16 protein-coding genes are annotated in these 17,471 nt (G+C 42.2%); 11 read left to right on the forward strand and 5 right to left on the reverse strand.

The features are described 5' to 3' along the window. Nucleotides 1-35 precede the first annotated feature (35 nt). Both BW961_RS17220 and BW961_RS17225 read left to right on the forward strand, forming a co-directional pair. On the forward strand, nt 36-1,484 hold the full coding sequence (locus BW961_RS17220) for an FAD-dependent oxidoreductase (protein WP_068588572.1): 1,449 nt from the start codon (nt 36-38) through the stop codon (nt 1,482-1,484). A gap of 220 nt (nt 1,485-1,704) precedes the next feature. After that, a complete protein-coding gene (locus tag BW961_RS17225; RefSeq protein ID WP_326110640.1) occupies nt 1,705-2,835 on the forward strand; it encodes an MBL fold metallo-hydrolase in 1,131 nt (376 codons plus the stop codon). On the opposite strand, the gene BW961_RS17230 is transcribed toward BW961_RS17225, so the two are convergent. Further along, nucleotides 2,803-3,675 (reverse strand): TRM11 family SAM-dependent methyltransferase, encoded by an 873-nt coding sequence (locus tag BW961_RS17230; protein WP_394327637.1) that lies wholly within the window; start codon nt 3,673-3,675, stop codon nt 2,803-2,805. The two genes, BW961_RS17225 and BW961_RS17230, sit on opposite strands and share 33 nt — an antisense overlap. A gap of 244 nt (nt 3,676-3,919) precedes the next feature. Here BW961_RS17230 and BW961_RS17235 point away from each other — a divergent pair, with 244 nt between their 5' ends. Beyond that, nucleotides 3,920-4,246 (forward strand): hypothetical protein, encoded by a 327-nt coding sequence (locus BW961_RS17235; RefSeq protein WP_068588564.1) that lies wholly within the window; start codon nt 3,920-3,922, stop codon nt 4,244-4,246. A gap of 91 nt (nt 4,247-4,337) precedes the next feature. Here BW961_RS17235 and BW961_RS17240 read toward each other — a convergent pair whose 3' ends face one another. From BW961_RS17240 to BW961_RS17255, 4 genes are all read right to left on the reverse strand, one after another. Then, nucleotides 4,338-5,573: a peptidase gene (locus BW961_RS17240; protein ID WP_068588563.1), complete on the reverse strand. Its 1,236-nt coding sequence runs from the start codon at nt 5,571-5,573 to the stop codon at nt 4,338-4,340. A gap of 126 nt (nt 5,574-5,699) precedes the next feature. Next, nucleotides 5,700-6,575 carry an anti-sigma-V factor RsiV gene (gene rsiV / locus BW961_RS17245; RefSeq protein ID WP_068588560.1) on the reverse strand — a complete coding sequence of 292 codons (876 nt, stop codon included), beginning with the start codon at nt 6,573-6,575 and terminating at the stop codon, nt 5,700-5,702. A 1-nt stretch (nt 6,576) separates the two neighbouring features. Then, nucleotides 6,577-7,083: an RNA polymerase sigma factor SigV gene (locus tag BW961_RS17250; RefSeq protein ID WP_068588558.1), complete on the reverse strand. Its 507-nt coding sequence runs from the start codon at nt 7,081-7,083 to the stop codon at nt 6,577-6,579. 98 nt (nt 7,084-7,181) lie between these two features. Then, complete coding sequence (locus BW961_RS17255) at nt 7,182-9,101, reverse strand: acyltransferase family protein (RefSeq protein ID WP_082867583.1); 1,920 nt, start codon at nt 9,099-9,101, stop codon at nt 7,182-7,184. Between the two features lie 285 nt (nt 9,102-9,386). On the opposite strand from BW961_RS17255, the gene phnX reads away from it, so the two are divergent. The 8 genes from phnX (at nt 9,387) to phnH (ending at nt 17,470) form a co-directional block, all read left to right on the forward strand. Next, the gene (gene phnX, locus BW961_RS17260) at nt 9,387-10,184 is read left to right on the forward strand and encodes a phosphonoacetaldehyde hydrolase (protein WP_082867582.1); all 798 of its coding nucleotides are present in this window, start codon (nt 9,387-9,389) and stop codon (nt 10,182-10,184) included. 17 nt (nt 10,185-10,201) lie between these two features. Continuing rightward, nucleotides 10,202-11,317, forward strand: a complete 1,116-nt coding sequence (phnW, locus tag BW961_RS17265; RefSeq protein WP_139331680.1) for a 2-aminoethylphosphonate--pyruvate transaminase — start codon at nt 10,202-10,204, stop codon at nt 11,315-11,317. 141 nt (nt 11,318-11,458) lie between these two features. Next, nucleotides 11,459-12,565 (forward strand): putative 2-aminoethylphosphonate ABC transporter substrate-binding protein, encoded by a 1,107-nt coding sequence (locus tag BW961_RS17270; RefSeq protein WP_068589021.1) that lies wholly within the window; start codon nt 11,459-11,461, stop codon nt 12,563-12,565. Between the two features lie 216 nt (nt 12,566-12,781). Beyond that, nucleotides 12,782-13,810, forward strand: coding sequence for a putative 2-aminoethylphosphonate ABC transporter ATP-binding protein (locus BW961_RS17275; protein WP_068588553.1), 1,029 nt, complete (start codon nt 12,782-12,784; stop codon nt 13,808-13,810). Further along, nucleotides 13,810-15,534, forward strand: coding sequence for a putative 2-aminoethylphosphonate ABC transporter permease subunit (locus tag BW961_RS17280; RefSeq protein WP_082867581.1), 1,725 nt, complete (start codon nt 13,810-13,812; stop codon nt 15,532-15,534). The genes BW961_RS17275 and BW961_RS17280 overlap by 1 nt, the downstream gene beginning before the upstream one ends. Before the next feature lie 51 nt (nt 15,535-15,585). Further along, the gene (locus BW961_RS17285) at nt 15,586-16,371 is read left to right on the forward strand and encodes a DeoR/GlpR family DNA-binding transcription regulator (RefSeq protein ID WP_068588551.1); all 786 of its coding nucleotides are present in this window, start codon (nt 15,586-15,588) and stop codon (nt 16,369-16,371) included. Between the two features lie 59 nt (nt 16,372-16,430). Next, nucleotides 16,431-16,868 (forward strand): phosphonate C-P lyase system protein PhnG, encoded by a 438-nt coding sequence (phnG, locus tag BW961_RS17290; RefSeq protein ID WP_068588549.1) that lies wholly within the window; start codon nt 16,431-16,433, stop codon nt 16,866-16,868. An 8-nt stretch (nt 16,869-16,876) separates the two neighbouring features. After that, nucleotides 16,877-17,470 (forward strand): phosphonate C-P lyase system protein PhnH, encoded by a 594-nt coding sequence (gene phnH, locus BW961_RS17295; RefSeq protein ID WP_068588546.1) that lies wholly within the window; start codon nt 16,877-16,879, stop codon nt 17,468-17,470. Nucleotide 17,471 lies beyond the last annotated feature (1 nt).

The raw sequence follows: 17,471 nt of genomic DNA on the forward strand, positions 1-17,471 counted from the left end.
TTACCAATTACATAAGAGAGAGTGGTTAGTAGATAATGAATTTCATGAAACATTGTTCTCGTTACATCATTGGAATTATGGCTGCGGTACTTATGGTTCAACTGGTTGCCCCATCTATGATAGGACATACCGTAACAGCTAAAGCATCATGTGGTTCGGGTTGCAGTAGCTACGATGTTGTGGTTATCGGTAGTGAGATTCAAGGGTCATTACTTGCCAAAGAAGCACGTCGTCTTGGATTAGATGTCATTATCTTAGATCCGCGCAGTAAACCAGGAGGGCAATTCATGCAAGGCCAAATGCATGTATTAGATGAGCCTAACGATAAGAAGCGTAGAAGCCTCGTTCAAGGAGATATCAAGAAGTTATATGATGGATACAAGGCGGGTTCCATTCGGAAAGAGCCCGCCTTTGATCGATATTATCAAAGTGTCATCAAGGATATCCCCATGCGCAGTGGGATTGTGATTGAATCCGTCAATGAGGTTCCCTTGAAACAAGACAAATCTCTTAAATCCATAACCTATCGTGCTAAAGATGGTGTGAAGTATACGGTTGCGGCCCAATATTTTGTGGAGAATACGGACTTTAATGCATTGACCAGTAAGCTCGATGTTAAACGGATTCCAGGTATGGAAAGCATTTATAAAGGGACGAAGCCAGATTATATGGCAGCTACACTTGTCCTGAAATTCAAAAATGTGAATTGGAATAAGCTTCACCAAGTGGTATTGAACGATTATCCGTTGACCAATGTGGAGAAAAAGTATGGACATAACACGTATGTCGATTGGGATTATGCCACGGGCTTTAGCAATATTACATACAAATATAAACCACTTGATCCGCAATTAATGTTACGAGGCATTAACTCCACGTACCAAAAAGACGGACAGGTTATTATGAATGCACTATTGATCTTCAATGTAGATCCTGCTAATCCTAAATCGATTGAATCAGCGATGAAGAAGGCTAAGGCAGAAGCACCAGAGGTACTGAAATTTCTGCGTAAGAGTATACCTGGTTATGCGAATGCTGAATTAAATGGATTCCCAGATTATTTGTACATTCGAGATTATAATCGATTTGAGACCGAGTATATCTTAGATTATCCAGACTTAATGTCTAACAAGATGTTCTGGGACAATGTCAGCATCGCTAGTTATGCAACAGACTTACAAGGGACGGCTACAATGCGCAAAGGGTTAAGCTTTGGTAAGCCTGACCGTTATGGAATTCCTCTACGCTCCTTTGAGTTAAAGTCCTATGAGAATGTCCTCGTAGTAGGGAGCAATCTCGGAGCGACGATCAAGGCCTATGGTAGCGCACGGATTATGCCCAATACAGCTTTAGCAGGGCAGACTATAGGTATTATTCTGGGTAAAGAATTGAAGCATAAGAGGCTCAGAGAGCTTACGACAACTGATTTTGTCCGGATTGATAAGTATCTTCAGCATGATTACCGAATTAAGCTTCAAGGCTAATGCAGAATACAATGCTCGATTATGTAGGCGTCCATATGAAATGGGCGCCTTTATTATGGTTACTGACTTTCAAATATGAACATAATGATGTATATAATGGATGAAGATATAGAATGAAATTTAACAAAATAACGACGTTGAAATGATGGAATCAGCTATTGCTTTCGTTATACTGTAATCAAATCTGTGCTAAATAATGAATATAGAGGTGGTGAGTGTGGTGACGGTTATAATCATTGTTTGTATCGTTGTTGTGATCATTGGATTTGTCTATTTACTAATGACGTTCTATCCACCCTTTGGCGGGAAGACGCCACGTGAGAAATTAACGAAGCAGATTCATAGATCGAACTACTTCAACGGTAGGTTCTTTAATACCCTCCCAACATCCGTAAGTAACGGTATGGGAGTAACCATCTCTATGTTAGTTAAGTTTATCAAAGGTAACCCACAAGGAAGACCTAGTGTACCGTTACCAGTGGAGTTGGTAGATCCCCATTTTGTAAAAGAAAATCAGCAGGACTATGTCATATGGTTTGGACATTCTGCATTATTGGTAGTCATCAATGGAATAAAGTTACTCATCGATCCGATGCTAGGGAATTCCCCGTCACCATTCCCGTTCCTCGGGGGTAAACGTTACGGTAAGCTACCCATGGAGATCGAAGATATGCCAACGATAGATGCCATTATTTTGTCTCATGATCATTATGATCATCTGGATTATGGTTCTATGTTGAAATTGAAAGAGAAAGTGAAACATTTCTTTGTGCCACTTGGTGTGGGAGCTCATTTAGAGAGATGGGGGATAAGCCAAGCGCGGATTACAGAGATGGATTGGTGGGAAGAGGCCGGATTTGAAGGACTGACATTGGCGTGTACACCTGCAAGACATTTCTCAGGTAGAAAGTTCGTAGATAAAGAAGCAACATTGTGGTGTTCATGGGTTATTTGTGGTGAACAGACGAAGTTATTTTTCAGTGGGGATAGTGGTTATAGCCCTCATTTCAAGGAAATTGGTCAGAAATATGGACCCTTCGATATGACGCTAATGGAATGTGGTCAATATGATGAGCGATGGGCTGGCGTTCATATGTTTCCTGAACAGACGATTCAGGCACAGGTTGATGTACAGGGGAAGTTGATGATCCCAATCCATTGGTGCGGATTCACCTTGGCATTTCACGACTGGACCGACCCAGTAGAACGTGCACTAAAGGCTGCGAAGGAACATGATGTACACATCTCTACCCCAAGAATAGGGGAGATTGTCTGGATGGGATCATCTAACTATCCTGTTTCAACGTGGTGGAGAGAGCTAATTACACACAATAACCTGTCTGGTAAATGATCTCTTCTTAGCCACACAGCGATCAATAATGGTGAATCCGGCTTCTTGAATCATGTCATCTATCGTTTCGATGGTGATAATAACCACCTTGCTTGCGAAACGGCGCGTATGTTTGAGAAGCGAGAGTTGTTCTTCGGGTGTTGTGGAAGAGAATAGATTATAAGGCATATCGAGAATAGCTACATCGTACATCTCAGTAACGTCTGCAATGTCCCCATAAGTGACTTCACCAACGTATCCGAAGTGGGCAATGTTCGCACGTGCACCTTGGACGATTTGTGGGTTGTAGTCTCGGCCTACGATATCAATCCCCATGGACAGAGCTTCCACCAACACGGTTCCAATGCCACAACAAGGGTCGATCGCTTTCACGCCTTGTGGATTTGGGACGGCAATATTAGCGGCAGCTCTTGCGAGACGTGTACCTAGTGCAATCGAATAGTTGCGGGGTTTCTTCATATGGAGGAACCATACCGCTTCATTCAGACGATACTTCCCGAAATACCAGCGCCCGCCTAACGTTACAACGCCAAATACATGATCGGGGTTGTGAACGTCTGCTTCACCCTCGATGTGTATACCTAAGTCGCGTTCGATGATTCGGCGATCACCATAGGATATTTTATCATCTGGAGATAGGTCATTAATCTTGACGAATATGACTTTGAACGTGGAATCGTTGAGAACAATGTCCTCCACTTGTTTCAGAATATCATTCATGGTGTCGCCTTCGTACATGATTTCAATCTGTTCTTTGACAAAGGGACTTCGGCTAGGATCGATAGAAACGTCGCTCTTGATGATAAGAGATTCTGTTTCAACTCCAAATAGGGAGCGCATCTCCAAGCTGCATAAGGAACTTTCATCATCACTGCATGCTAAAGTGTATATAAATTGGCTAGTGTTATTCAATAATTTCCCATCCTTTATAACGTGTAATAGATCTTCTTCATAAACCATATCCGTAAAAGTCTAGAAAAGCAAAAAAAACACGAATTAGGTGGATGTGGCATGGTAAGATAGTTGAAAAGAATCTGTGGGATGAATCCCACATCAATAGATGATCAGAATGGAGAACAAGGATATGAGTCAAATGGATGCAACAAGAGCGGCACAGTTACTAGAGAAATGGATTTCAGTATATGATATGGACGATGCGAAGGCTTGGGAGAAGGATGAATTCCCTTTTATTAAGGAAACCTCTAAAGCCATGAAGCTTTCGATTCAAGTGTTACGAGGTAAATCGGCAGTTAAAGGAGCTCCACTCCAAGCAGCCGCGGCACAATTACTTGAATATGTCGATGAATACGGTATGGATAGCCCATCAGAGTGGGAAGCGGAGAATATTCCTTTTGTAAAAGAGGTTCTAGAAGCGGTTAACTTTACCGTTGCTTTGCTTAAGAAAAAGTAGTCCATGCATGTGAGTGTGTAGTTATACAATATGTGGTATGTAAAAAACCAGCCTTCTCATGAGAAGGCTGGTTTTTGTATGGATACAGCTATTACTTAGGCGATACCGTCTTGTCAGAAGTTACGATAACAATTTCAGCATTCGTGATGCCTGGTAATGATCTAGTCATGATTGAGGAATGGTAAGCGATGATTTTCATGCCTGCTTCCAATTTAATTCCTCCACCAATAGCTGAAATTACTTTTGTATCTTCTGTAATGTTAAGAATCACATCGTTGTTAATTGTTGTGTCAGAACCAACATTGACATACACTTGGCCTTTTGTTGCACGATCTGATGCAACGATGGTGCCTTCAATTTTATTAGTTTCCGTTGCTTTTACAACAATTTTATCAGCATGTGTCTGACCAGGATAGCTCATAGCCATCACGCCGCTGTAGTAAGCATCCACACGAACGTCTGCTTTCAGTGCTTCTAGTGTTAATGGGTTACCGTCTTGATTGACGATCTTAGTATCCTTATCAACCGCTAGGATAACATAATCCGCACCACCATTTTTCATAGGGCTACCCATGACAGTGATCTTGTTATTTGTTACATTCGTGATAATTCCATCTGTACCTGGTGCTTGTTCTTGAACGGATTCTTCAACTGTTGTATCCACTACAACATAGTTAGTTGTCGATTGAGGCGGAAGACTCATCGTAACAGCAGGACCATAGAATGCTTTAACACTCATGCCTTTTTTGATCTCATTTGCCTTGATAGATTTTCCATCTTGACCGATAATCTTAGCGTTTTTTGCAAAGTGTAATACGATCGTATCTTCGAACTGCGTATAGATATTCTTACCTGTTACAACGATGCCGGTGTCAGTAACTTCGGTTACTTTGCCGTCAACTGCAGTGAAGCTTTCATTTTGAACAACAAGTGTTAATGCGGATCCGAGTGCTGGAATACTCTTCGTAATCTTAGGTCCGTAGTATGCTTTAACAACCTTTTGCTCATCGATGATGGTTTTTAGAGCCACTTTTTTACCTTTAGAATCAATAATCTTTGTATGTTTTGTAATTAATAGCTTAATTTCACTTTGATCTGCCGTCGTAAGACCGCGACCTGTTACGGTAACGTATTTACCTGTTTTATCGTTGACGAAGTCTGTTATTTGACCCATTGTGCCAGGAACAAACTTCACTGCGTTTTGAATGATTCCTTGTCCATTATGATTGATCGCCGTTGGAACGTCATGTGCACTTACTGCCATCGGTATAGATACCATTGCTAGAATGGATGCTGTTGTTAACACTTTATACATTTTGTTCTTCATTTGTTATTCCTCCAATAGATTCATTGTTGTGTATATTTCATAGAAACCCTCGTTGCTTACATAGTCTTAGACGGAGGGTTTCATGAAAATGTTGCACAATAGTGGAAATATTGGTCTCTCTCACTTCTATTTAATGAGATTATGACTAACAAGAATATCAGAAATGACCTCTGTAGGAATCACAAATTCTACAAGCCCCATATAACCTGGAGCAACATCGTATTTATCAAAAGTAATCACAAGTTGGCCGCTATTGTTGATATAAAAACTTTGATCTTTTTTGATGTTCTTAAAATCATATAGCGGATCTTTATTTTCTTCAGTTGCTACCCAATAGACTTTATCAGGATCAGCCTTCATTTGTGCGATCATCTGGTTACTGATATTCTCACCTATGACGGTCATATATCGATCATCCTTAAATAACATAGGCAGATTCAATAATATTTGATTCTTCTTATCGATCGTGTCATATTTCATGGTTGTTGAAGATGAACCGACTGTATTCACAACGTATCTACCGATAGAAAGTATACTATCATTGTCTGTTTTGACTTCGAACCCTGTATCAACCCCTAAATGGCCATCTCCTTCTTTCTTCATCGTTTCCATCTCAGCTTGGAACTCATCAAATAGCTTTTTGTTCTCTGCAAGATATTTCTGATTCAGACCTAGCTCTAGTTCTTTATTATCTAAATTAGTAATGACAGGTACCTTAATATCTGCATTATAAGTCGGTTCGTTCACGGCAAATTCTCTAAAAGTCAGCACCTTAACGATACTATCAACCCCCGGTATGACGGAGAACGCATTGGCGACTGTTGCACTGGAGTTAATTCCAATAATGAAGACCATAGCTGCTGCACTAACCCCTGCTAACCACTTCGAACTAACCTTTCGCTTTTTCTTTGCCTTTAATGCTTTGTGTACGACAAAATCCAGTTCATCCGGAATAGGTACATTCCTATATTGTTCTTGTAGCTGTTCTAATTTGTTGTCCATGTTACTTTACCTCCTTAGAATATTCATCATTCATGGTGACTCTTAACAATTGGAGAGCCTGATATAATCGGGTTTTTATCGTATTTACATTTTCATTTAATACTTCTGCGACTTCATCAATCTTTAGATCTTCGAAATATCTCAGTACGATAACACTTCGGTATTTGTCGGGTAGATCATCCAATGTTCTTTCTAAATCAATATCTTGGTATACGTCTTCGGTTCCGGGACTGTTAGATTCGATCGTGTCTTCGTCCATGACTTGGACTTTTTTTTGTTTCCTTAAGAAATCTAACGAGGTATTCACCACGATTCGAAAGTACCAACTCTTTACGGCTTCAGGATCCTTGAGTAGATCGATGGATGAAATGGCTTTGTAGATAGAGTCCTGGACAATATCCAGAGCATCCTCTTTATTCTTCACATAGCTGTAGGATAATCGATATACATTCTCTTTGTTATCGGTTATACAACGTGTAAGTATCTTTTCTATATTCCTATTCGCCATATCGTAATATCCTTTCCAGTGTCTTATATATAAGGAAGACGTATGACCTACACTAAAAAGTTTTAAAATCGCTTAACTAATTTCATCATGAGGTTTACTCATGGTTTCTTGGTCTGAACGGCATTGGCTATAAGTGATGCGTAGAACGCTGCACCTTCACGTGTAAGATGGACACCATCTTCGGAGAAGTATGCCGCTTTACCTTTACTTGAAGAGAACCAATCGACCACGGTGACATTTGGGAAATCTGAAGCTACTTTTCGTAGTGTTGAATTTACGGTGTTTTGCCATTTTCTAGGGACACGGGTATTTATCAATATAATGTGCTGGATATCGTCCATCGACTTAAGTAACGTTCGTAACTGCTTGGCGTTGAATGCTCCATTCGTTCCGAGCTCAATGATAACTTGATTGCCAAGTTCCCCAGTTGACTTGCGTCTATCGATGACTTCCTTAGCTTGTGACATTTGTCTGCCCACCTTACCATCGATAACAATACCAGGTAGCATTTCAGCTAGAAAAGGAGCGGCGTCAAGGATAACGGAATCACCTATTGCGAATACCCCCTTACCCACGCCATTCTTCTTTGTGTGGGGCTTATCGGTCGGTTCTTTGGGTTCAGGTGTCGTGGGTTGATCGGATGGCTTATCCGTTTCTTCGATGGCTATCGAAGGGGATTCCTTTGTAGGTCCTACCCTGTCGACAGGATGCTCAACCTTATCAGTAACCGTGGTTTCTATCGTCGGTTGGACTGAGGCTGATGATTGTGTATTCAAATTGTTGTTGCAGGCTATGCAGAATAGGATAAATGAGCTTGTGATAACAAGGAATACAGCTCGAAATTTAATGCGGGGCTGAATGCTTATTTTTCCCCACAATCTTCCTAATAAACCATGACGTATAGGCTCTTCGATGTACTTAAATGATAGTGCGGCCAGAACGAAGCTAGCTCCTAACTGAAGAATGATACGCAGGCTATTGGGTTCACCGGTATCAATCGTAGGATTAGTTAGAATAATGACCGGGTAATGCCAAATATATAGGCTATAGGATCGTACGCCAATCCACCGTAATGGCCTACATCCCATCAGCTTGGTTAGTCGACTCGCTGGATGGGCAAGTACCGCAATGACCATTGCCGAAAGGACAGACAAAAGAAGCAATCCTCCATAATATAAGAAACTGCCTTGATCATTCGTTCGCCAAATCATAAGAATGATGCTGAGAAGTCCAATCGTTCCAGTCAGATCTAGGATATTACGAGCTCCGCGAGAGATTGCTTTGGTGTTCTTGTGACTTGGCCAAGCTATTGCTAGAGCGGCTCCGATCAATAGGGCAAAGATTCGAGTGTCCGTACCGTAGTACACCCGACTTGGGTCCATGCCTGGTTCGAATAGTAATGCCATGGCAAGTGCTGAGACCGTTGTACCTGAAAGAATAAGCAAAATAAGTTTGCCGCGTTGTGGTGCGATTCTTAATCCGATTAGGAGAGCCAACGGCCATATTAAGTAAAACTGTTCTTCGATAGCTAACGACCAAAGGTGACCAATAGGAGAAGGAGGACCAAAGCTGTCGAAATACGATACGTTGTGAAAAATGAGCCACCAGTTATTGAAGTACAACGCTGAGGAAACAAAATCGCCTTGTAACGATATCAATCGGGAACGATCGAAGATTAGGAGCCACGCAGCAACAAGGGCTATCATGACGAACATGGCTGGTAGTAACCGACGTGCACGTCGTATCCAGAAATTATTGAGATCAAGTCGACCATGTTGTTTCCACTGGGTGATGATCTGATCCGTAATAAGGTAACCGGAGAGAACGAAGAAAATCCCGACACCTAAGAGTCCACCAGGGACCCAAGTAAGATTGAGGTGATAGGCAATAACGGCAAGTACAGATAGTGCCCTAAGGCCATCCAACCCTGGTATGTAACGTTTGTGATGAGACGATTGTTTATGAGTAGAAACTTCTCCTGCTGTTGTTCTTCTGTTATGTTCTGAGATGTCTTTCATATGATGTTCAGTCCTTCGCCTGTTTTGTCTTACGTGGGTAAGACGCGCGAGGCATAATAAAAAGTTCTCAGTAGATACAGATTTAAGACGAGGGATTAGTTGTGCTGGCCAAAAATACAATGAAAACAAATTAAATAAAACTAAAAGCACAACATTTACATTTATTTAATTCTGTGTTTACAATTCGCATCTAACATAGAAGAAAGTAAGGAATTATTCTTACAGGAAATATGATTCGCTATTGCGTTGATAACGACAAATGATATCAAACAAGGAGGCACATCTATGATACAAGCAGTTGTTTTTGATTGGGCCGGTACGATGGTAGATTACGGTTGTTTCGCACCGTTAAATGTGTTCATGGAAGTTTTTCGTAAGAAAGATATAGCGATTACGATAGAAGAGGCGAGAGCGCCGATGGGACTACTTAAGCGGGATCACATTCGTGAGATTCTGCGGATGGAGCGGGTATCCGCATTATGGGAAGAGTGCTACGGTCAGCTTCCTGAGGAATCAGATGTTGATGTGCTTTATGCCGATTTCGAACCGATGATGTTAGCCGTTGTACATGAATATGCTGAACCGATTCCTGGTGCACTTGCCCTAGTAGATCGACTACGCGTAGAAGGAATTCGTATCGGTTCGACGACAGGTTACACCGCTGAGATGATGGCGATTGTAACGGTTGAGGCGAAGAAGCGGGGGTATGAACCAGATCATTTGGTTACGCCAAATGATGTATCAGCAGGCCGACCGTACCCGTGGATGATGTATGAGAATGCGGCAGCGTTGAACGTATATCCTATGTATAACATGATCAAAGTTGGAGACACGGTAAGCGATATCCAAGAAGGCGTGAATTCCGGCGCATGGACAGTAGGTGTCGTAAAGGGTGGAAGTGAACTGGGTATGAGTGAGGATGAAGTGAATACTTGTGATATTGATATGTTGAAGCAACGAATGGAAGCCGTAGCATCTAAATTTAGTTCCGAAGGAGCTCATTACGTTATCGATGCCATAGGAGAGTTAGATACGTTAATTCCATGGATTAATCAACGAATTCAAGAGGGAGATCGCCCATGAATATGAATGTGACTCAATTGCCGGATAACCCGTATCTATTGTTAACACCAGGTCCATTATCGACTAGTAAAAAGGTGAAGGCAGCCATGTTACGCGATTGGTGTACATGGGATCAAGATTACAACCAACTTGTTCAGTCTATTCGTAGCCGTCTTGTGAAGATGGCTTCTAGCCAACCGGATGCTTATACGACGGTTCTGATGCAGGGCAGTGGTACCTTCTCCGTAGAATCCGTCATTGGTTCTGTTATTCCAAGAGACGGTAAACTTCTCGTTCTAACCAACGGTGCCTATGGTAAAAGAATAGCTGAAATGGCTGAAGTACTCGGTATAGACTACGTCGTGATGGATGATGGGGAGACGAATCCAGTCAATGTGAAACAGCTAAAGGAAATCCTACAAGTTGACACTGCCATTACACATGTAGCTGTCGTTCATGTTGAAACAACAACGGGGATGATTAACCCGATTGCGGATGTGGCTCGAGTGGCGAAACAATATGGTAAAACCGTCATCGTGGATGCCATGAGTTCATTCGGTGGGATTCCGATGGATGTGGCTGAACTGGGCATCGATTATCTTATTAGTAGTGCGAATAAATGCATCCAAGGGGTACCTGGATTTGGATTTATTATTGCGCGGATAGAAGCACTGCTCACCTGTACAGGGCAAGCTCGCTCCTTATCCTTAGATCTTTATGATCAGTGGGAAGCGATGGAACTGGGCAATGGGAAGTGGCGCTACACATCGCCTACACATACGGTTCGTGCCTTTGATCAAGCACTGTTGGAGCTTGAAGAAGAGGGCGGCATAGCGCGTAGATATGAGCGATTTGCTCGTAACCAACAGACGTTAGTAGAAGGCATGCAAAGAATGGGCTTCCAGACTTTGCTGTCTAAGGAGCTTCAATCGCCGATCATTACATCATTCTTATACCCAGATTCTTCTGTGTTTTCTTTTGAGGAATTCTATTCACGTATTAAGGAAGTTGGATTTGTTATTTATCCTGGTAAAATAACTGCGGCATCCACTTTCCGTATTGGAAATATTGGAGATGTGCACTTGGCTGATATCGAAAGATTGCTAGAAAACATGGAGAATCAGTTGTTTTGGATCGTAAACACAAACAAATAAAAACAAATAAAACAAAAAAAACAAAAAATAAACAATATTTGACTTGTACTTAATACCCATCTAACAAATCTACTTTATAGTTTCCTTATCAGGAAGAATCACATAGAACTGATGAAAATAGAAGGAGTGGGATTAGAGAAGATGAAAAGATCTTTCGGAAGTGTAGTTACGATGTTGTCCATGGTATTCTTGTTAGCTGCATGTGGTGGTAAGGGAGCAAACAATGATGTCACTAAGGCAGATGCAACGCCGACAGTAAGTACTAACGCAGAAGCAACTGTAGACACGACGTCTAAGGAATTAACGGTTTACACAGCTCTAGAAGATGATCAGATCAAAGCTTATCTAACGACTTTTAATGCGCAATATCCTGATGTTAAAGTAAACATTGTACGTGATTCCACAGGGATTGTAACAGCTAAATTACTCGCAGAGAAAGATAATACACAAGCAGACGTGGTATGGGGTCTAGCGGCAACAAGTCTATTGGTTCTTGATCAAGATAATATGTTAGAGCCTTACTCACCAAAAGGGGTAGAACGTATTCTTCCTGATTTCAAAGACAAAAATGATGTAACACACTGGGTAGGGATTGATGCATGGGAAACAGCGTTTGTCGTGAACAAGACGGAAATGGAGAAACGCAATCTTGAGGTTCCACAATCCTATGAAGATCTACTTAAACCAGAATATAAAGGCCTCATCACGATGCCGAATCCATCTTCTTCTGGTACAGGCTTCCTGACTGTATCTGGTCTTGTGCAATTGAAAGGTAAAGATGCAGCTTGGGATTATATGAGCAAATTGGATGCTAATATCGCAATGTATGTGCATTCAGGTTCCAAACCAGCTAAATTAGCAGGTACAGGTGAATATCCAATTGGTATCTCCTTCGGTTACCGTGGTATTGAAGAGAAGAAAAACGGATCTCCTGTTGAAGTAGTATTTCCTAAAGAAGGTTCCGGTTGGGATTTAGAAGCAAATGCACTTATGAAGAAAACAGTAGTTAAGCAAGTTGCGAAAGACTTCTTGGATTGGGCAATTACAGATGATGCTATGAAAGAATATAACAAGAACTACGCTATTATCTCTCTCAAAACAGATTCAACTAAAATTCCTGAAGGTTATACCGTTGATCCTGTGAAACAGCTGATCAAGAATGACTTGAATGATGCAGCGAAGAACCGTGAAGGTGTCCTTGCTGAGTGGGACAAACGTTTCAACGCGAAGAGTGAACCAAAGAGCTAAAGAGAGACTCACCCATACAACGACTGACTGCAAATTTGCGGTCAGTTTTTTTATTTTGTGGGAGATAGATATACACGAATAGAGGGAGATAGTGACAACTAAAAACAACCAAACAAAACAAATTACACAAGGATTACATTCCCTTAATAGAGCACAAACACTGCCCGATTATACTAAGACTATCAAGACAAAGAAGACGAAGGAGGCTTTCAAAACATGTCACAAGCTTACCTGTCCATTCAAGGCGTAGATAAATCATTTGGCTCTTTCAATGCATTGAAAGAGATTAACATCGACATTCAAAAAAACGAATTCATTTGCTTGCTTGGTCCTAGTGGCTGCGGTAAAACGACGTTATTACGTATTATTGCAGGTCTAGAGAAACCATCGCATGGCCGTATTATCGTTGGAGGTAAAGATATTACCTCGCTACCACCTGCGAAGAGAAACTTCGGTATGGTATTCCAATCCTATGCGCTATTTCCGAATTTAACAGCATATCAGAATGTAGCTTACGGGCTACAAGGTAAGAAGTTCTCGAGAAAAGAAATTGATGAGAAAGTGAAAGAAGTTCTGTCGCTTGTTGACCTGATGCATCTTCATGACCGTTATCCAGCGCAACTATCTGGGGGGCAACAGCAGCGTATCGCGCTTGCTCGTGCGATTGTACTGTCTCCGGACTTCCTATTACTCGATGAGCCACTTTCCGCATTGGATGCAAAGGTTCGGGTTAAACTTCGCGAACAAATTTGTGAACTACAAGAAAAGTTAGGCATCACGACAGTCATGGTTACACATGATCAAGAAGAAGCACTCACAATGGCGGATCGCATCGTTGTAATGAAGAACGCTGAAGTCGTTCAGATCGGGACACCGGAGCAAGTATATGACGAGCCGAACTCACCATTTGTAGCTGATTTCATTGGTTCCATCAACTTTCTGGAAGATGAGGAATACGGGGGAAGCATCATTCAGAGGAATATGGCGGTTCGCCCTGAGCATATTCGCATATCTGGACCAGGTTCCGCCACAGGGATATCGGCTATTGTGAAGCATGTCGAGTTCCGGGGTGCATTCTATCGTTTGCTTCTTCAAACCGTTCTAACGGGTCAACACCTTACTGTAGATGTCTCTTCACAGATCACGCATCATCTTAAGCTTACGAAATACGCGGAGGTTTCTGTTGAATTCCCTCAGGATAAGATGATTAACTTTCCATCTGAAACGATGGTGGTGGGCGCCTAATGGAAAAGTCACCAGTCACCATGAGACCGCCCATTCGCCGCAGATGGAGAGAGTTTATCTCCATGCAAAATATGCTCATCGTCTTGCTCGTACTTACGTTAACCACAAGTACGCTCATTCCACTGATTACCCTGTTTAGCAAAGCTTTTATTAATAAAGAAGAACAATTCATTGGTCTTGCTAATTTCATTAAATACTTCTCTACACCATCGTTAGCCCAATCGTTATCGAATACGATTTGGATTTCCGTGCTATCGACATTAATAGCTGTCAGTCTGGCTTTCGTCTATGCCTACGGGATTAGTCGGACAGGAATTCGTGGTAAAAGTTACTTTCATTACATGGCCCTACTACCGCTCTTTGAGCCTACCATGATGCACGGGATTGCCTTGACGTATTTATTCGGTAACCAAGGTATCGTTACAAATGGCTTCTTCGGGCTATTGCCAGAGTTCCATATTCAAATTTATGGACCCATTGGTATCGTGATTTCCGAAGTGCTCTATTTATTTCCACAGGCGTTCCTCATCTTTATTACGGCGCTCACCATTACGGATCAACGGTTATATGATGCGGCGGAAACACTCGGCGCGGGTAAGATCAAGACGTTCTTTACCGTGACACTGCCATCCGTTAAATACGGATTAATCAGTGCTGTATTCGTCTGCTTCACAGCCAGTTTTACAGATTTCGGTGCACCACAGGCGATCGGTGGAAATTTCAATGTGCTCGCTACCGACATTTATAAGCAGGTCATTGGGCAACAGAACATGTCTATGGGAGCGACGGTCGGTATCCTACTCACGATTCCTGCTATCATTGCTTTTGCCGTAGATAGGTTCGTCGATCGGAAGCAGCGCTCCATGCTTTCCTCCAAATCGACGCCTTACAAGATACCGGATGGACGTCTTCGCGACGGATTATATCATGTATTTTGCTGGGTGATCTCGATTGCGATTCTGATCCCTTTAATTACAACATTATTTGCTTCACTGATTAAGGTGTGGCCATACAATTTACACTTCAGCTTGAAGCATTTCGATTTCTCAAATGTAGCTGGATCGGGACTTGAACCGTTCTATAACTCGCTCAAAGTATCGTTCATAACGGCGATTGTTGGGACGATTGTGACGTTTGTCTTTGCCTATCTCATTGAGAAATCAAGAACCATGAAGGGGCTTAGACAGGTCGGGTATTTTCTTTCGATCCTTCCACTTGCACTTCCAGGTATGGTGATTGGTTTAGCGTATATTTTCTTCTTTAATAACCCGAACAATCCATTGAATTGGATTTATGGCACGATGATTATCATTGTGCTTGCGAACATTACGCATTTCTACGCCGTACCGTTCATGACAGCAACGACGGCACTTAAGAAATTGGATAAAGAGTTCGAGTTGGTGTCGGAGTCCATGCGGGTTCCTTTTTACAAAACATTTCTGAAAGTAACGGTACCAATGTCTTTACCAGCCATTGTTGAGATCGCGATGTACTTCTTCGTTAACTCGATGGTTACGGTATCTGCCGTGGTATTCCTGAGATCTGCGGATTTCAACTTGGCTGCGGTCTCCTTAGTCAATATGGAAGATGCGGGTGACGTAGCTGCGGCGGCTGCGATGTCTACACTAATCGTTGTGACGAATATTATCGTGCGTGTGATATACGAACTTATTTTAAATAAAGTGAAGAAGAGAACAGCTGCTTGGCAGACGTCATCTCAGTAATAACATCTCATTATTCTTGAGTACTACTTACGAACCGGGGGTTGGCACGACATGTCGTTGATTGGTGAAGAACGTAAGGATTATATCTTGAACAAGCTGAATCTGGAAGGCAAAGTGAAGACCAATGAATTGGTAGACAATCTAAATGTTTCCTCGGAGACGATTCGTCGTTATTTGGAGGATTTAGAAGAAGAGAACAAGCTGAAACGGGTCTATGGAGGCGCTGTGAAAATAAACCTCGCCCGTGAAGAACCCTCTCAACTGAAGAGGGAAGTTCTCTATGCGGATGAGAAGCGTAGGATCGGTAGAGCTGCTGCTACGCTCGTCGAAGACAATGATGTTATTTACATTGATGACGGAACAACGACACTTCATATGATTGATTACCTGTTGAACAAGAAGAATATCAAGGTGATTACGAATTCTGTTCCAGCGCTGTACTTATTAATCGATTATATGAACAAAGAGCTATTCTCTGGAGAAATATTCTTTATCGGGGGTAGAGTAAGTTCCGTGCAATCACGAGTTGTCGGTTCACTAGCTGAGCAGATGGTAGAGAATTTCTATGCGGATAAAGCATTTATTTCGATCGACGGCATCATGATGGATAAGGGCATTACCGGATTTGATGAAGAGCGCGGACAATTAGTCAAAAAGATGATAGCTCAATCCAAGCACAATATCGTGGTAACCGACCACTCGAAATTTGGCGAAGTGCAATTTTATAAAGTTGCTGATCTCAAAGAGATTGATATCATCGTCAGTGATGTTCCAGCACCGAAAGAGTGGGAAGATTATTTGGCGAAGAAAGACGTCACTTGGATTGCTTCTAGCTAAGTGAGAGTGTATTAGCGTTGATAAGAGCGAACAGAAGATGACCCGAGGAGGATAAGAGCTTGAATACGAGAGAGCGAACAGAGATTGCTGCGGAAGTCCCAGAGGAACTTTTAGCATTATGGAAACAGTGGATAGAGACATTGGGCATGGTTGATGTTATCCATCCTGCCACTATGGGCTTAGTCATGATGAAAGCAGAGGAATCGGTCGCGAAGGAAGTGTTTCATGTTGGAGAAATTCTGACGACGGATGCCACCGTTACGGTAGATGGGGTTCTTGGTTATGGCATTGTCATGGGCAATCATCCTGATGAAGCTTACACCTTGGCTCTCCTCGATGCGATCTACCACGCTTCTGATCTTAAATGGACGAATACGAAGGAGCAAATTGATGTTGAATTGATGTATCAAGGAGAGAAGCAGAGACAGCAAAGACAGCAGGAATACAAATTCATTCAGCGGACCATGGTGGATTTCGAAGTCATGGATGCGGACTAGGGGATCTTATGAATACGAGTATACTTAACGCTAGAATTCATTATATGCAACGGTTATATCGGTCGTTGTTAGATACGATGGCGAGACCTGGGAGCATTGAGCAGCTTGAACCCTATGTTTATCAAGCTTGTCCAAGCGAGTTCCAGTATGTGATTGGTATCGCGATTACGTTACTGGATCAGGAAGTTTCCTTTTATGAGACGAGTATCTCGAAAGAATTAACGCCACACTTGCAGCTGCTGACACGTTCAACGACAAAGTCGCTTCACGAGAGTGATTATATATTAGTGCACAAAGGTACCGCTCCCGACTTAATGGAAGCGAAGCGCGGAACGGATCTGTATCCTGATCAAAGTGCGACGATCATTATTCAAGTAAGTAGAATCTCAGATGATCAAGAAGGCGAAGTTAGGTTGAAGCTTCGGGGTCCTGGGATTAAGAGTGAACAGATGCTGAGTCTGGATGGACTAAATAGGGAGTTGCTCTCGGAGTTATTGTTGAATAGCGGGCGGTTCCCCCTTGGACTCGATTGGATTCTCGTAGATGATGAGGGGCGTGTGTGTTGCCTACCAAGAAGTACGAAGATTGTGGAGGAGGCCTAGG

The organism is Paenibacillus macquariensis (genome assembly GCF_900156375.1).
GTDB lineage: Bacteria > Bacillota > Bacilli > Paenibacillales > Paenibacillaceae > Paenibacillus_AQ > Paenibacillus_AQ macquariensis.

Bases quoted from the DNA above. Each gene is read 5' to 3' on its own strand.
- BW961_RS17220 (WP_068588572.1), top strand. From the start codon at position 36: ATGAATTTCATGAAACATTGTTCTCGTTACATCATTGGAATTATGGCT.
- BW961_RS17230 (WP_394327637.1), bottom strand. From the start codon at position 3,675: ATGCGCTCCCTATTTGGAGTTGAAACAGAATCTCTTATCATCAAGAGC.
- BW961_RS17235 (WP_068588564.1), top strand. From the start codon at position 3,920: ATGAGTCAAATGGATGCAACAAGAGCGGCACAGTTACTAGAGAAATGG.
- BW961_RS17240 (WP_068588563.1), bottom strand. From the start codon at position 5,573: ATGAAGAACAAAATGTATAAAGTGTTAACAACAGCATCCATTCTAGCA.
- rsiV (WP_068588560.1), bottom strand. From the start codon at position 6,575: ATGGACAACAAATTAGAACAGCTACAAGAACAATATAGGAATGTACCT.
- BW961_RS17250 (WP_068588558.1), bottom strand. From the start codon at position 7,083: ATGGCGAATAGGAATATAGAAAAGATACTTACACGTTGTATAACCGAT.
- BW961_RS17255 (WP_082867583.1), bottom strand. From the start codon at position 9,101: ATGAAAGACATCTCAGAACATAACAGAAGAACAACAGCAGGAGAAGTT.
- phnX (WP_082867582.1), top strand. From the start codon at position 9,387: ATGATACAAGCAGTTGTTTTTGATTGGGCCGGTACGATGGTAGATTAC.
- BW961_RS17270 (WP_068589021.1), top strand. From the start codon at position 11,459: ATGAAAAGATCTTTCGGAAGTGTAGTTACGATGTTGTCCATGGTATTC.
- BW961_RS17275 (WP_068588553.1), top strand. From the start codon at position 12,782: ATGTCACAAGCTTACCTGTCCATTCAAGGCGTAGATAAATCATTTGGC.
- BW961_RS17280 (WP_082867581.1), top strand. From the start codon at position 13,810: ATGGAAAAGTCACCAGTCACCATGAGACCGCCCATTCGCCGCAGATGG.
- BW961_RS17285 (WP_068588551.1), top strand. From the start codon at position 15,586: ATGTCGTTGATTGGTGAAGAACGTAAGGATTATATCTTGAACAAGCTG.
- phnH (WP_068588546.1), top strand. From the start codon at position 16,877: ATGAATACGAGTATACTTAACGCTAGAATTCATTATATGCAACGGTTA.